The sequence below is a fragment of the Brevibacillus sp. FW301-21C12A genome (genome assembly GCF_058788915.1).
The window spans coordinates 36231-50992 of the sequence record NZ_JBYTBG010000016.1; the positions used below are offsets into that span (position 1 = coordinate 36231).

Sequence of the window (14762 nt, forward strand, 5' to 3'; positions counted from 1 at the left end):
ATGCCGATCACGAGAAGGAGAAAGTGCATGAAACGGCCAACCTATACCCTACCAAGTATTGTCAAGAAGGTATTCCGGTCCGGTGAGCGCTCCCTCCCACGTACGGAGATTTGTTCCCGGATGGAAGCGAATGAGCTGACTGCTTTGATGGATCTGGACAGTTCGACACTACTTGATAAAGTGTTGAAGATGGAGCAGTCGCCAGTGCGGGTTGCCAGCTCGGAGGCGATTGTGGAGATCACCTACCAGCCTCATCAGGTGTACGACCTGGCGTATCGCTTTTTGCGCGACACGCAAGCGCCGAAAAAGCTGGAGCAGATCGTCGCAGAGCTGCGCCGTCAGACGCAGTTTGGCTGGAACCAGATCCTTCGCATGTTGCAACTGGAACGCGACCCTCGCTTTGTGCAGTACCAAGGTGACGACAGATGGTTTTTGGCAGAGTGGACACAAGCGAATGACCAGGTGTACGATTTTTGCCGGGACAATGGTATCACGCAAGTAGCTGCCCGCTCGCTTGTTCATTTTTTGGAGCAAGAAGTGAGGATAGCGGCAGATGCTGCTTTTCTGCCCATGCTGGACGACCGTTTCCGGATTGAGGGAGATACGCTGTATATCATTGCGCGCAGTGATGTGACCGATGAGGAGCTGGCTGCGGAAGAAATCGCAGCGGCAGACTCTTCTGAATCGATAGCCATCATCGAGAATGAAACAGAGGAAGTTGCCCCCGAATCAGTGAATCTTTTGCAGCAGGCAACCGAACAGCAGGAACCAATTTTTACTAAGGAGGAAACGAACATGACAAACGCTACGAACACGCGAGTGCTGGAGGAAGTACAACAATTGCTGCAACAGGCGATCAGCCGCCTGGAAGGCCGCAACCAGGAGATGTCCCAGGAGGTTGTCGCCCATTTTCAACAAAGCAATATGCAAGCTATAGAAGTGCTGATGAAAGAGAAACATAAGCATGAGCAGATCGTGCTTGGCATTCAGCAAGTACTGGCGACCAGTGAGCAACAATGAGTAAGCTTGAGGCCACGATCCGGTTGGAACAGCGATTTGATTTGCTGCGCGACGTCATCGCGAGTTATCGGATTCGCCTTCAAGACATGGAGCAGGAAGTGGTGGAACTTTTTGCCGCCAACCAGCTCTCTGCTATTTCTGCATGCATGAGCGAGAAGCAGCGCATCGTCCGGTTGATGAACCGCCTGGAGCTGTTTATCAGCCAATGGGAAGGCAAAAGTGATGTGGGAATCGCTCATGAACCAAAACGAGAACACTTGAACACATGATGGAAAATGCGGTAAAATAGGGGGATTGTGCAGGATTCCCCGCGCATGCCGCGTGGGATGGAAAGGAGATCCAAACCCTCTATGTCAGTAGGAAGAAACGAACTGTGCCCTTGCGGGAGCGGAAAAAAATACAAGAAATGCTGTGGGGTAGTCACTCCGATTGCGGAGCTGCGCAGCCGTCACGAGCAAAAATTGCAGAAGGAATACGCGGGCTGGGTGGAGCGCCTGAATCATTTCGTTGGCGGCAATGTGACCAGCGAGACGATTCAGGAAGCGCGCAGCCGGTTTGCGGCAGAAGTCGGCCTGACCGAAGAAGAGGTCACGCGTCCAGAGTGGGCCGCGCATTTCTTCAACTGGTGTGTCCTGGATGTAAGAACAGGCGGAAGCACGTTGCTTGAGAACTACATCAAGCAGCACGGTCGCCGGATGGAGCCTGATCTTCGCCGTGCTTTTGCCGACTTGCATCTGAATGTGTACGAAATCATGGAGGTTGAGCGGGATGTCATGACCGTTCAACAGCCGCTCACGCTGGAGAAGCATTACATCCTGCGATCCAACAGCCTGAGCGTCATGCCTGGGCAAATCATCGTGGGACGTCTCTTGAACCTGGGGCTGCGCAACATGCTGTTTTCCGGCAGCATCATTTTGCAGCCGCACGTCAAGGACAGCTTGCTGGAATGGCTGAAGGAGCATCCGGAAGTCGAAGAAGCGGCGGCCGACACGAGCAAACGGGTGTACACCACGGCGCTGTACCGTTTTATTGTCCAGTTTGGCGGAACGGACAACGGACAGGCAGGAGCGGGCCAAAGCTCCTTGCTCCGTCGCACGTATCCGTTGCAAAATCGCGAGCAACTGCTCAAGGCGATTGAGGCAAACCCTGCTTTCGAACTGAAAAAGTCCGACGGTACAAAAGAAGTGTGGGTGTATGCCACGCGCAAGGAAGAGCACCTGTTCCCGGCTTTGAAGGATGCGCTCCTGGAGCTGTATGAAGTGCAGGCAGAGGTGCTGCTTGAGGATGACAAGCTGTATCTGGAAGGATACGCACCGGATCTGGAGGAAGTAGCGCAGTTGCTGTTGCTGCTTGCCTACGAGCAGGAGGAAGAGATTCGCGTCCTGACCTCGACCGGCTCCAAGCTGTCCAAAGGCACCTTGTTTATTACCAGCCAGCCTACGCTGCCGCCGAAGGTTTTGCAGTGGGCCGTGCAAACGTATTTTGCGGAAAAATGGCTGGTGACGCCACACGAAGCGTTGGAAGAGCTGGCCCCTGTCCTGGTTGCGGCAACCGACAGCAAAGAGCTGCACGCCAAGCTGGAGAGCCTGCTGGAGCAGTTGGAGCAAGACCATAAAGTAGGACAAGGCCTTGCGCGCTACATTCGGATGGATATGTTGCGCCCGCGTCTGTCGCTTCAAAACGACAGCCTGCACGTGAACAACCTGCTCACCCGCCCGCTGATCGAAGGCTTGCCGGAGAGCGTGTACACGGTCCACCCGGACAGGCTCGCCGACATCAATCGCTTCGTTCAGGAGATGACGGACGGCAAGTCGGAAGCAACTGTCAAAAAGTACGACGAGGTTATGAACAACTTCCGCTCTTTTGTAAGAGGCGCGTTCGGTCCTTCGTTTACATGGGAACAACTGCGCAAGGAAGATCTGGCTTACTTCCTCGTGCACGATATTTACACACGCGCGGATGCCGTGACGAAGACGTTGGCAACGAACCTGTTGTCGGTCATGACCGCTTTCTTCAAATGGCTGGACAAGCACAGCAAGACAAGCTTGCATGCGAACATGCAGTCCTTGTTTGCCGAGTTGAAAGAAAGCTTGCCGGAAGCCTACCGCATGCGCGGTCTGCTGGAAAAAGCAGCGAACCAGAATCTGTACGGCCAGGCGACTGTGCCGAAGGATGTCGCAGAAGAAGCGCTGGTCGTGCTTGGCGCCGACGCCGACGGTTTGGTAGTCAAACGCCCTGACGGCGAGAAAATGACGCTGGCTGTAGCGGCAGATGTGAAAGACGTGCTGACATCTGACTGGATCGTCTCCGGTCTGGTCGGCAAAGGCGAGGACGGCCTCTGGCGCCTGTATGGCACGCCTGAGCTGTACCCGCCCGTCATTGCCCAACTGCTGGGAGTGCGGACTGGCGTGTTGGTCTAACCAACAGCTTGATCGACAAACAAACAAAACCCGAGGAAAAGGCTCCTCGGGTTTTTTCTTTCCTTCCTGATGCCAGGACACGCTTACCGTGCCCATTCTCGCAGCGTCTTGTCTTTTGGCAGCAAAAGTCCGACGAAGCCGATCAACGGCAACGCGGAGCAGAGCGTGATGACGAAGCCAAGGCCGAAGATGTCTGCCAAATAGCCGAACACGAGCGCGCCCATGCCGCCCATCCCGAATGCCAGGCCGATAATCAGGCCGGATACGGTGCCGATTTTGCCCGGCAGAAGCTCCTGGGCGTAGACGACTGTGACCGAAAAGCTGGAAAGCATGATAAAGCCGCTTACGACCAAGAGCGGAAAGGCCCAGAACCCGGAGACGTATGGTGTCAACAAGGTGAACGGCAGCGATCCGAGCGTCGAGAGAATCAGCAGATTGCGTTTTCCGAACCGATCCGAGAGCGGGCCGCCGAAGAAGGTCCCGACGGCTCCGGCGAACAGGAAGCCGAACACGACGAGTTGGGCGCTGGAATAGTCCATGTGCTTGATGTACATCAAGTAAAACTGGTAAAAGCTCTGATAGCCTGCGTTCATCCACGAGCGGACGCTGACGATCAGAATCAGCAGCCAGAGGGCGATCAGCCGCTGCTTGCGATTCGTGTACGCGACGACGGCGGCAGCCGTTTTCTTCATTCGTTGCTGGCCGCGATACCAGAGCGCCACGTAGAGCAGGACGCAGCTTGCCAATACGGCTGGCAGCAAAAACCAGGCTGCGCCAGGCTGGCCGAGATTGGCGAACACGAGAATGGTCATCAGCGGTGCCAGCGCTTGCCCGGCGTTTCCCCCTACCTGGAAGATCGATTGCCCCAGGCCGCGGCGAGGGCCAGACGCCTGATGGGCGAAGCGGGACGCCTCCGGGTGGAAGACGGCCGAGCCGATTCCGACGCAGGCAACGGCGACGAGCACGAGGTAGTAACTGCCCGCAAACGCGAGCGCGAGCATCCCGATCCCCGAGACGAGCAAGGCGAGCGGCGGCAAAAACGGTTGCGATTTGCGATCGGAATAGTAGCCGACTACCGGCTGCAGGACGGAGGAAGTCAAGTTCATGACCAACAGGATGACCCCTACCTGCGTGAAGGTCAACGCAAGATTTTTTTCCACGATCGGAAGCAGGGCGGGAATGACCGCTTGCAGGCTGTCGTTCAGCAAATGAACGAGGCTGATGGCAAACAGCATGCGGTAGACGGTAGGTGCCGCTTTCCCCCCGCCGGATGCCTGGAGCGGCGTAGATGTGGCACTCATGTCAGTTCATCTCCATTTAGTTGTAGTGTAAAAAAACAGCGCAATTACCCATGTACCCTCTGTTCGCCCACGCACTTTTTCTCACTGTAGCACGGAATAGAGGGAGGCGTCATTACTGTCTGGACGGCATATGGCGGCAAGACATAACGGCTTTCTGGCGAGGAAGTTTTCAACCCGGTAGGTAAATGCCAGAGCGTTGTCGAAAAAGATGGGGGAGAAGATGGACTAGACCATGAGCAAAAGGCTGGGAGGAGTGCCAAAGTGCTGAAAGGGATGACCGAATACTGGCTATGCGTGGGTGGAGCCAACGTGGACGTGCAAGGAGTCACTTCTGCCAGATTGCTGCCTGGGACGAGCAATCCAGGGCATGTTCAGCAAGTGGCAGGCGGAGTAGCTCGAAATGTGGCGGAAAATCTGGGGTGGTTGGGGGAAGAAGTGCAGCTCTTCGCTCTCGTAGGGGAAGACGCTGACGGAGAATGGTTGAGACAAGTGACGGCCAAAAGCGGAGTAGCGACGCATGGAATGGTGCGAATCGCCGGCAAATCGACAGGACGGTATTTGGCGATTCGCGACCTCGATGGCGAGCTGTACACAGCCGTGGCCGATATGGAAGTCAATGAAGCGTGGACAGACGAGCTGGTTCAGCATGCCCTGGAGCGCCTGCCGCATGCAGCGGGGCTGTTTATGGATGCGAACCTGCCTGTTGCTGTCATGCGCGTTTTTGTAGACGAAGCAAACCGATTGGGAAAAATCGTGGTGGTCGATCCCGTCTCTGTGAAAAAGGCGGAAAAATGGCGGCCGTTTTTGCCGGGAGTCCGCGTGCTGATTGCGAGCATTGACGAGGTCGAGGTGCTGTGCGGCCAATCGCTTCACTCCTTTAGCGACGTGGAAGCGTGTGCAAAGCGGCTGCTCGAGCAGGGACTCCATCAGCTTATGGTGAACTGCGGCGAGGCTGGCCTGTATCTGTGCCGCCAGGAAGAGTCCATCTGGGTAGCGGCTCCTCCTACGCCGATCCGCGAAGCGGCGTGTGATGCATTTGCCGCGGGGATTATTTACGCGCAACGGATGACGCCCCTGCTCCGAGAGCAAGCGGCTTACGGAATGGCGCTCGCCGAGTTGAGCCAGCACAAAACGGGCGATTACGACCTGCGCGCGCTTTTGCAGCGAAAAGAGTTTTTTGCCGGAAAAGAAATGCAGATTTTCGAGCGGGAATGAGAATACATAAGATGACGTACACTACTTGCGTATCAGCAGCGAGGAGGAGTGTACATGGAAAAGAAATCGAACGACGTAAACGGCAAGCAGGAAAGTCACGTGCGCCAAGGCGGCGATTCTCACCGCTCCAAGCAAAAGCAGCCGGAGGGTCCCGTACAAGGTTTTAGCCAGGCGCCAAAAGGCTTGCAATAACAAACAAAAAGCCTCCCCCATCGACAAAAACGGTGGGGGAGTTTCTCTTGTAAGGAACATTTTTCTACAAATGAAGACAATCCTGTGATACAATATCTGAATCAGATGATTACCAACAGAAGAAAATATTAGTGCATCTGGTTGAGTGGCACTGTTCACAATTGTGCCTCCCTTTTCTTTTGTCAAAAAGCGTGCGCGAACAAGGAGATTGATACATATGCCAGAAACTGTTGTAAAAACACGCGCTTCTGCTCCACGCAAGAAAAAACAGCCGACCCGCAGCCGCAAGCTGCGCAGGTTCCTGATGATTTTCACATTGACGGTCCTGTTGTTGGTAGGCGGAGTTGCCGGAGCAATTTATTGGAAAATTGAAGACACTCTGGATGTAGTAACAAAGCCGGTAGAAAATGGTTTTGCTTCGGAAGCTTCGAAAAATGCGGACCCGGTTTACCACGCCGACAAGCCGATGTCCTTCATCTTGCTCGGCTCCGACTCGCGTCCCGAGACAGGCTCGATGAACACGGACGTCATGATCGTCGCGGTCGCCAATCCACAGACGAAAAAAGTGACGATGGTATCCATCCCGCGCGATACACGGGTGAAAATTCCGGGATATCGCGACTACCACAAGATCAACTCGGTTTACGCCAACGGCGAGGCAGAGCGGAGACAGGCAGAGCGCAACAACCAGACGCCGACCGAAGACGGCATTTCCTTGACGAAGAAAACGTTGAACGAAATTTTGGGGATTCCGATTGAGCATTACGTCGCTGTCGACTTTGACGGCTTCAAGGCGGTAATCGACGAGCTGGGCGGAGTCGAGGTCAACGTCGACCGCAAGCTCGTGTACGACGATCCGACCGACGACACGCACATCAATCTGAATCCGGGACTCCAGACGCTGAACGGCGAGCAGGCACTTGGCTACGTGCGCCACCGCCACGACAATCGCGGAACGAAATACTACTCTAGCGACTTCGATCGCAACCGCCGCCAGCAGGAAGTGATCCGCGCCGTTGTCGACAAAGTCGGTTCCCTGGACGGCTTGACCAAAATTTTTAACATCATGGAAGTAGGCGCGAAGCACATCCATACCGACCTGTCCAAAGAGCAGATCAAAGGGTTGGCCTATGATTTCAAAGGCTTCAACGCTTCTACCTTGACCACGCTCGACAACGGAGCGTACTGGCAGGGCGGATATACGTTCCTGGAAAAAGAAAAGCTGGAGCTGATCCGCAGCTCCTTGCAGGCGGAGATGGGCCTGTCCGGCAAAGTAGTCGCACAGTTGAACAACTCCCCGATCCTCGGAGCGGGTGAATCATCGGTTGCCTCCAGCAGCAGCAAGTCGACCAAAAATAGAACGACAGAATCAGCGGCTCCGGCGACTTCCAAGCCGAAAGCGACAGAGGAGCCGAAAAAGCAGACGGAGCCGATCGAAGTAGCGGAAGGACAGGAGCTTGCGGAAGAGGGCGCCGCTCCTCCCCCGGATGTAGTCAGTCCCGAGCAGCCTCAAGGCCAGACCACTGTGCCTGACGCGCAGACGCCAGCTTCGAATAGGAATGCGACCCAGCCGCCTTCCGCACCAGCAGGCAATACCGGAACACCGGCGCCGCCGCCAGACATCGTTTCCCCTCCTGTCACCGGGCAGGACAGCGGAGCGACGCAAGGCAGCCCGACAAGCAAATCATAAGTACGCCAAACAGGCACTCGCTTCTTTCTTTCGGAAGAGCGGGTGCTTTTTTTTCGACATAGCCAAGCATTTCTATTTTCAATAGATTTTTTTTTACGAAAAATGAAACGAAAGGTTTAGAAAACACCAATTTCGTGGTACAATAATAATATGCTGATAAGACAGATTAATCAGATAATTAAGGACCTGACTGGAGGGATTTGGATGACGATTTTCTTGGTGAACCTGTTTCTGGTGATTGCCTTTGTGTACCTCATCAGCCGCCAACAAAATGAAGAGCTTGTGTACGACGAAGATTTTTTCCTCCAGAACCCCTCAGCGCTGGAAGAATATCAGCAGATGCCGATCGATTTCCAACACGCCTTTTTCCGCAAGCACAAAGAGTGGATTAAGGAAAAATATATGCGCGGGGAAAGCTACATTTTAGGCTATTGCCCGAACAAGGAAGTAAGACGCGCGTGGCTCTCTGAATTTATGAACCAAAAAAATATGAACAATACACCGACCCCTTCCTGAGTGAAGGGGTTTTTCGTGTCCGGGGCAATCGTGCTATACTTCTAGCTGGATAAGGAATAACGCAACTAACAGGAGGAACCATTTACGTGCTGCAATTATTGGTCGAAAAACTAAATCAACTGCTGTCTGCGCGAGGAATGATTACGGATATCGTCTTGCGCTCGGACCGCTCTTTGCTCGAAGACGAGGAAATGCGTGAAGTGATGATTTCCTTCGCGGGCACCTTTGAAGAAGAACAGCCTGTAGCTACCATTCATCTGTTTTTGCTGGAAGATGAAAAAAGCTGCGAGGTAGAGGTCGAGATCGCGTATCCGTACGAGCTGGAGGCAGAACAGATCCAGGCGTTGTGGGCGCAGGCCAGAAGCCGGGTGGCGGAGTGCTCGCTGTCGGAAAAGCGCCGTTACATAGAGCCAGGCAAGCTCGCCGAGACGAGCGTGCAGGTGGACTATCACTTTGTCGTCCAGACGCCGCAGAGCGCAGCGGAAGAAGCGGACTTGAACGAGACATTGGAAAGGTTCGCGGCAGATTTGGGCGAGTTGGTCAAGCTCGGGTAGGCAGACAGGCAGGCTGCGACACACAGGCTGCGACACACAGGCTCAGGAGAAGTGCTCCTGGGCCTTTTTGGATGTTCTTCCCCCGCACGGTGAGTTTTGTTTGGTTTTGCCAGCAGAACGGGCAGGATTTGCGAGCTGGTGTGCAGAATCGAATACAATAGAAAATGAATGAGTATTCATTCGTATTGAGGGAGGGGCATATTTTGAAGCTTGCAAACGTACAGGAACCTGTCCAAATTGGGGCGATGACACTGCCGAACCGAATCATCATGGGGTCGATGCACGTCGGTTTTGAACGACTGCCGGACGGTGTGGCACGGCTCGCCGAGTTTTACGCGGAGCGGGCCAGAGGGGGAGCCGGGCTGATCGTGACGGGAGGCGCTGCTGTGCTGCCAGAGGGCGGCATGGGCGAAGTGTACTGCAACGTGTACTTGGATGAGCACATCGAGCAACTGAGGGTGATTACGGAAAAAGTTCACCAGGCCAACGGCAAAATTGCCTTGCAGCTTTTTCACGCAGGCCGCTATGCGTACAAGGAGGCAACCGGGCTTGATCCGGTAGCGCCGTCGCCGTTGCAAGCCCCGATCAATCGCTGGAAGCCGCGGGAGCTGGATGCGTCGGAGATCGAACTGACGATTGCTGCCTTTGCCGCCGGAGCGGTCCGTGCGCAAAAGGCCGGATTTGACGCGGTGGAGATCATGGGCTCGGAAGGCTATCTCATCAACCAGTTCCTCTCTCCAGTCACCAACCATCGCCAGGACGACTGGGGGGGAGACTTTTTGCGCCGGGCGCGGTTTGGCATCGAAGTGGCGAAGCGGGTGCGCGAGGCGGTTGGGCCTGATTTTCCTGTCGTGTTTCGGATGTCCGGGCTCGATCTGATTCCGGACAGCACGAGCATGGAGGAGACGTTGCAATTCGCCCGCATGCTGGAGGACGCAGGCGTGAATGCGCTCAACATCGGAATCGGCTGGCACGAGTCGAAAGTACCGACGATTTCGATGATGGTCCCGCGCGGAGCGTACGTGTGGGTCGCCCGGCAGGTCAAGCAGGCTGTCAGCATCCCGGTGATCGCCAGCAACCGGATTAACGATGTGCGCCATGCCGAAGAAATTTTGCGGGAAGGGCATTGCGATCTCGTCTCCATGGCCCGGCCTTTTTTGGCAGACCCGCAAATCGTGGCGAAGAGCGTGGAAGGACGGTATGACGAGGTCAACACGTGCATTGCCTGCAACCAGGCTTGCCTCGACCATATTTTTGACGGCAAAGTGGCTTCCTGTCTGGTCAATCCGCAGGTCGGCAGAGAGGCGGAATGGGCGATTGTTCCGGCGGGAGTTCGGAAAAAGGTGGCGGTCGTGGGCGCGGGTCCCGCGGGCTTGGAGGCGGCGCGCGTGCTGGCAGAGCGCGGGCACGAGGTCGTCCTGTTCGAAAAACAAACGCGGATTGGCGGCCAGCTCAACTACGCGCGGCAAGTGCCGGGCAAAGCGGAATTCAACGAAACGCTGCGCTACTATCGCACGCAGCTTGCGCGGCTGGGCGTAGAGATCAGGCTGGGGACGGAAGCAGAGGCGGATGCGCTGGTGGCGGAAGGCTTTGCGGAAGTTGTCATCGCCACGGGAGTCGTCCCGCGCGTGCCGGAGATTCCTGGCCGGGAGCTTGGGCATGTCGTCATGTACAACGAAGTGTTCGAGCAAAAGGCGAAGGTCGGAAACAAGGTGGCGATTGTGGGAGCAGGGGGAATCGCCTGTGACTTGTCGCATTTGCTCGTCCACAATGAAGTCATTTCCGCGCAAACGGCGGAGTATTTGCTCTCCTACCGGATCGTGGACGAACAGACGATTCACAGGTTGCAAGCGAGCAAGCGAAAAGTGTTCATGCTGCGCAGAGGCAAGCATGTCGGCAGCGGCTTGGGCAAAACGACCCGCTGGGCGACATTGGCGCAATTAAAGCAAAGAGGCGTGGAGATGCTGACCCAGATCGAGTACAAGCGAATCGCTCCGGAAGGGGTGTACATCAGCGTAAACGACGAAGAGCAGCTCGTGCCTGCCGATACGGTGATTATCGCGGCTGGCGCTACGCCGAACCAATCGCTGTATCACGCACTGACGAACCGCCTCCCGGTTCATCTGATCGGCGGGGCAAAAGAGGCGGGAGAGCTGGACGCCAAGCGGGCGATCCTGGAAGGGGCACAGGTTGGCAGAGCGATTTGATGTTCGCAAAAGATTTTCTATTCCGAAAATAGGCTGGATCGTGTATGATGAGAAAAAGATGTCGTCTTTTCGGAACTTTTGTCGAATCGCTTTTCAACATACTTAAATTCTTGCACAATGAAGGCATACTGTTTAAATTCATGTGATTGGGGGCTTTCGCCTTGATGAACCACAATAGCATTCTTTTAGGAAAGCGTTACTTCCTGTACTCCACTGCGCAGGTAGTAGAGGTGGAGGGATGGACGTTTACGATTGCCCCGGGGTTTAAGATGATTGCAGGTGGTAGTGCAAACCCACTTCAGACATTAATCAGTATGTACCGCGAAAATGAAAAGGTTGCTCAACTCGTGCTTCATCATAGACGTTCCGACTCGGATGTTACCGTTCAGGCCGTATCGAGCGAGCTCCTGCTGGAAATCGCCCCTGCGACCAGAACCGTGAGTGTGGCAGAGAAGCAGTAAGGCACCCTTGGCGGGGTGCTTTTCGCTTTTTTTCTTTACAGAAAATGCAGGCGAGGAGGCTGGATGAATTGGCAGGTAACGAATGGCAAGTAGGCGAGCTGCAATTGGCATGGCTCAAAGGCGGTCTGACACAGCTCGATGGAGGCGCGATGTTTGGGGTGGTTCCCAAGCCGCTCTGGAGCAAACGCTACCCTCCGAACGATTTGAACCAGATTCCGCTGCGAGCGGACCCGATTTTGGTACAAGCTTTCGGAAAACGCATCCTGATCGAGTCCGGTATCGGCAAAGACCGACTGACGGAGAAGCAGAAGCGCAACTTTGGGCTGGTGGAAGAATCGCAAGTCCAGGAAGGGCTGGCGGCAAAAGGCTTGACGCCTGCTGACATCGACATCGTCATCATGACGCACATGCACTACGATCATGCGAATGGCCTCGTCTCGGTGCGGGACGGCCAGCTTTTTTCCACGTTTCCGAACGCAGTGATCTACGTGCAGGAGCAGGAGTGGGCCGAGATGCGAGAGCCCAACATCCGTTCGCGCAATACATACTGGGAGGACAACTGGCGTCCCATCGAGTCGCAGGTGCAGACGTACGGCGCCACTTTCGAGGTCGTTCCCGGCATTACCCTGCACCACACAGGCGGCCACAGCCAGGGACATGCCATCGTCCGCATGGAAAGCCAAGGCCACCTGTTGTTGCACCTCGCCGATATCATGCCGACGCACGCCCACCAAAATCCGCTGTGGGTCATGGCTTACGACGACTACCCGATGACCTCGATCTTCGCCAAGGAAGAATGGATTCACGGCGGCATCCGCCAAGAGGCGTGGTTCACCTTTTACCACGATAATGTCTACCGGGCCGTGAAGTGGAACGACAAGGGAGAACTTATTGATTATAGAAAGATTGTAGAGTAAAACCGGGATGCTCCCGGTTTTTTTGCTTGCAGGCGGGAAAAAGATACTCCAGCCACGCCAAACATTTTTCAAGCTATCGAAATTTCGATAAGCCTCATAGAAATTTTTCATAATCCAAAAATTTCGAATGCTCATTGACGAACGATAGACGGCTCACTACAATAGGAACATCACAGAGCATCTGTTCTGGTAGGCAGGACGAAGCAGAACAGTTGCGGGGAGAGAGACAATGAGCTGGATCAAATCACGTATGCAAGAGTACCACCCGATCGTCTGGTCGCTGGTCGTCGGGACCGTGTTCGTCAGGGCTGCCAGCTCGATGAGCATGCCGTTTTTGTTTTTATACTTATCCAACCAAACCGATATGGACCTGGCAATGATCGGCCTGACCATCGGGGCCGGGCCGCTCGCCGGAACGATTGGCGGCTTCATTGCCGGGACGCTGTCCGACCGGATCGGCCGCAGACGGGTCATGCTGGGGGCGCTGTACGTCTGGACGCTCGTATTCGTCGGGTTTGCGCTCAGCAAAAACCCGCTGATTTTGCTTTTGCTCAACATGGCAGGCGGGCTCTGTCGCTCGTTTTACGAGCCGGTGTCGCAGGCGCTGATGGCAGACGTGACGCCGCCTGAGAAACGCTTCCGGGTATTCGGCCTGCGCTACACCGCGATCAACGTCGGGGTCGCAGTTGGCCCGATCGCAGGCGCCGTGCTGGCGAAGACGTCCGTCGCCCTGCCGTTTCTGATTACCGCGCTCATTTACCTCGTGTACGTCATCAGCTTGCAAGGGCTGTTGAACAAGTTCGGGATCAAACAAATTGAAGGGCAAAAGAAAGAGACGGTCACCTTTGGGCGGGCCTTCAGCGTGATCGTGCACGACAAGGCGTTTCGCTACTACATGGTCGCAGGCGTGCTGGGCGCGATCGGCTATTCGCAGATGTCGTCTACCCTCGCCAAGTTCACGGAAATGACCGTTGCGTCCGGCGCAGAACTGTTTGCCATCCTGATGAGCGTCAACGCTGTCGTGGTCGTGCTCATGCAGATGCCGCTGACCCGATGGGCCGAAAAAAAGACGCCTCTCACCGCCATTGTGGTGGGAAACGTCATGTATGCGCTGGGCGACGTCGGCTTTGCCTACGCCAACTCCTGGATCGTCTTTATTATCGGGATGGTGCTGTTTACGTTTGGGGAAATCTTGACCTTTACCGCAGGTGACGTCCTGATTGACCGCATGGCCCCGGAAGGAATGCGCGGCAGCTATTACGGCGCGAAAAGCTTCAGCAACCTCGGACAGTTCATCGGCCCGTGGATGGGCGGCCTGCTGCTCGGGCTTTACGGCGGCACGACACTGTTCTTGACCGTAGCGGCGTTTTCCATGGTGAGCAGCGCATTCCAGTGGGCGGGCCAACGGGTGTACTTCGCTACCCACGGCAAGTCGCTCAATCAGAGCAGGGCAGAATCACTCTAGCGCCTGCAAAATGCGCTCCGCGATGCGGGCATAGCCCTCTGCATTCGGGTGAAAATGATCGGTGTACAAATACGCCTGCTCTTTGCGCAGGAACATGTCATACGTCGGTACGACGAACACCTGCGGATAGCGGGAGGCAATCGCGGAGGCCGTGCTGTTCCAGTCCAGAACGGGCTGCACCGTATCGACAGCCGCTTCCGTATTGCCAAAAGGGTTGTACAACGACGTGTAAACAATCGTCGCTTTGCTGTTCAACTGGCGAATTTGCCGGATGATTTCCTCGTAGTTGGTCGCAAGCCTGTCCGTGGCTGCGGCCACTTTTTCTTTGTCGATCGTGTAGAGCCCGCCCGTTTGCCTGAACAAGTCGTTGCCGCCGATGGTGAAAAGGATCAGATCGGCCTCGGCGAGCAGCGTTTTGACTTGCGCTTCGGACATTTGCTTGAGCAGGTCGGACGACTCTTGCCCGTTAATGGCGAGATTCGTAAACGTAATCGGGTGGCCCGCCTTTTTTTCCAGCGCTTGCCGGACGAGCCCGACATAGCCTTGGCCGTTCGCATCGCCAGCGCCGCGGGTGAGCGAGTCTCCGAGCGCGACGACTTTGTGGACGCCTTCTTTTGGCAAAGGGGCAGGCGGTTCCTCGGTTTCCACAGGTGGCGCTCCCGTGGTCGGGGCCAACTGCTGCGGGTTCATCGCCAGGACAAAGCCTGCGGCAAACAATAAAAAGGACAGAAGCGACAACAACCCTGTAGTGCGCCAGAGAAGTTTGCCGGATGTGCGCATCGGCTATCCTCCTATTCGATGGGA

14 protein-coding genes are annotated in these 14762 nt (G+C 55.5%); 12 read left to right on the forward strand and 2 right to left on the reverse strand.

Annotated features, from left to right (window positions below):
• The first annotated feature begins 27 nt into the window (after positions 1-27).
• The 3 genes from AC3WQH_RS12405 to AC3WQH_RS12415 all read left to right on the forward strand — a co-directional run bounded on the left by AC3WQH_RS12405 (position 28) and on the right by AC3WQH_RS12415 (position 3440).
• On the forward strand, positions 28-1020 hold the full coding sequence (locus AC3WQH_RS12405) for a hypothetical protein (RefSeq protein ID WP_007784604.1): 993 nt from the start codon (positions 28-30) through the stop codon (positions 1018-1020).
• Positions 1017-1289: a hypothetical protein gene (locus tag AC3WQH_RS12410; RefSeq protein WP_005828962.1), complete on the forward strand. Its 273-nt coding sequence runs from the start codon at positions 1017-1019 to the stop codon at positions 1287-1289. The genes AC3WQH_RS12405 and AC3WQH_RS12410 overlap by 4 nt, the downstream gene beginning before the upstream one ends.
• Positions 1290-1370: 81 nt before the next feature.
• The gene (locus AC3WQH_RS12415) at positions 1371-3440 is read left to right on the forward strand and encodes a YecA family protein (RefSeq protein ID WP_025848964.1); all 2070 of its coding nucleotides are present in this window, start codon (positions 1371-1373) and stop codon (positions 3438-3440) included.
• 83 nt (positions 3441-3523) lie between these two features.
• Here the strand turns inward: AC3WQH_RS12415 and AC3WQH_RS12420 are convergent, their stop codons facing one another.
• Positions 3524-4741, reverse strand: a complete 1218-nt coding sequence (locus AC3WQH_RS12420) for an MFS transporter (protein ID WP_005828957.1) — start codon at positions 4739-4741, stop codon at positions 3524-3526.
• Positions 4742-5002: 261 nt separating this feature from the next.
• Here AC3WQH_RS12420 and AC3WQH_RS12425 point away from each other — a divergent pair, with 261 nt between their 5' ends.
• From AC3WQH_RS12425 to AC3WQH_RS12465, 9 genes are all read left to right on the forward strand, one after another.
• Positions 5003-5956: a carbohydrate kinase family protein gene (locus AC3WQH_RS12425; protein WP_005828955.1), complete on the forward strand. Its 954-nt coding sequence runs from the start codon at positions 5003-5005 to the stop codon at positions 5954-5956.
• A gap of 54 nt (positions 5957-6010) precedes the next feature.
• A complete protein-coding gene (locus tag AC3WQH_RS12430) occupies positions 6011-6148 on the forward strand; it encodes a hypothetical protein (RefSeq protein WP_005828954.1) in 138 nt (45 codons plus the stop codon).
• A 217-nt stretch (positions 6149-6365) separates the two neighbouring features.
• Positions 6366-7838 (forward strand): LCP family protein, encoded by a 1473-nt coding sequence (locus tag AC3WQH_RS12435; protein ID WP_005828952.1) that lies wholly within the window; start codon positions 6366-6368, stop codon positions 7836-7838.
• A gap of 204 nt (positions 7839-8042) precedes the next feature.
• Entirely contained in the window at positions 8043-8354 is a 312-nt protein-coding gene (locus AC3WQH_RS12440) for a hypothetical protein (protein ID WP_005828950.1), read from the forward strand.
• Between the two features lie 86 nt (positions 8355-8440).
• Positions 8441-8908 carry a hypothetical protein gene (locus tag AC3WQH_RS12445; protein WP_429779594.1) on the forward strand — a complete coding sequence of 156 codons (468 nt, stop codon included), beginning with the start codon at positions 8441-8443 and terminating at the stop codon, positions 8906-8908.
• Between the two features lie 164 nt (positions 8909-9072).
• A complete protein-coding gene (locus tag AC3WQH_RS12450) occupies positions 9073-11115 on the forward strand; it encodes an oxidoreductase (RefSeq protein WP_369750403.1) in 2043 nt (680 codons plus the stop codon).
• A 164-nt stretch (positions 11116-11279) separates the two neighbouring features.
• Positions 11280-11576, forward strand: coding sequence for a hypothetical protein (locus AC3WQH_RS12455; protein ID WP_005828946.1), 297 nt, complete (start codon positions 11280-11282; stop codon positions 11574-11576).
• A 68-nt stretch (positions 11577-11644) separates the two neighbouring features.
• Positions 11645-12493: a YtnP family quorum-quenching lactonase gene (locus AC3WQH_RS12460; protein WP_005828944.1), complete on the forward strand. Its 849-nt coding sequence runs from the start codon at positions 11645-11647 to the stop codon at positions 12491-12493.
• A 229-nt stretch (positions 12494-12722) separates the two neighbouring features.
• Positions 12723-13958 carry an MDR family MFS transporter gene (locus AC3WQH_RS12465; RefSeq protein ID WP_007784596.1) on the forward strand — a complete coding sequence of 412 codons (1236 nt, stop codon included), beginning with the start codon at positions 12723-12725 and terminating at the stop codon, positions 13956-13958.
• Here the strand turns inward: AC3WQH_RS12465 and AC3WQH_RS12470 are convergent.
• On the reverse strand, positions 13950-14738 hold the full coding sequence (locus tag AC3WQH_RS12470; protein WP_005828940.1) for a GDSL-type esterase/lipase family protein: 789 nt from the start codon (positions 14736-14738) through the stop codon (positions 13950-13952). The two genes, AC3WQH_RS12465 and AC3WQH_RS12470, sit on opposite strands and share 9 nt — an antisense overlap.
• Between the last annotated feature and the right edge of the window lie 24 nt (positions 14739-14762).

Excerpts from the sequence above, each read along its gene's own strand:
- AC3WQH_RS12410 (WP_005828962.1), top strand. The coding sequence starts at position 1,017 with ATGAGTAAGCTTGAGGCCACGATCCGGTTGGAACAGCGATTTGATTTG.
- AC3WQH_RS12430 (WP_005828954.1), top strand. The coding sequence starts at position 6,011 with ATGGAAAAGAAATCGAACGACGTAAACGGCAAGCAGGAAAGTCACGTG.
- AC3WQH_RS12470 (WP_005828940.1), bottom strand. The coding sequence starts at position 14,738 with ATGCGCACATCCGGCAAACTTCTCTGGCGCACTACAGGGTTGTTGTCG.
- AC3WQH_RS12440 (WP_005828950.1), top strand. The coding sequence starts at position 8,043 with ATGACGATTTTCTTGGTGAACCTGTTTCTGGTGATTGCCTTTGTGTAC.
- AC3WQH_RS12405 (WP_007784604.1), top strand. The coding sequence starts at position 28 with ATGAAACGGCCAACCTATACCCTACCAAGTATTGTCAAGAAGGTATTC.
- AC3WQH_RS12450 (WP_369750403.1), top strand. The coding sequence starts at position 9,073 with ATGAATGAGTATTCATTCGTATTGAGGGAGGGGCATATTTTGAAGCTT.
- AC3WQH_RS12415 (WP_025848964.1), top strand. The coding sequence starts at position 1,371 with ATGTCAGTAGGAAGAAACGAACTGTGCCCTTGCGGGAGCGGAAAAAAA.
- AC3WQH_RS12435 (WP_005828952.1), top strand. The coding sequence starts at position 6,366 with ATGCCAGAAACTGTTGTAAAAACACGCGCTTCTGCTCCACGCAAGAAA.
- AC3WQH_RS12465 (WP_007784596.1), top strand. The coding sequence starts at position 12,723 with ATGAGCTGGATCAAATCACGTATGCAAGAGTACCACCCGATCGTCTGG.
- AC3WQH_RS12455 (WP_005828946.1), top strand. The coding sequence starts at position 11,280 with ATGAACCACAATAGCATTCTTTTAGGAAAGCGTTACTTCCTGTACTCC.
- AC3WQH_RS12420 (WP_005828957.1), bottom strand. The coding sequence starts at position 4,741 with ATGAGTGCCACATCTACGCCGCTCCAGGCATCCGGCGGGGGGAAAGCG.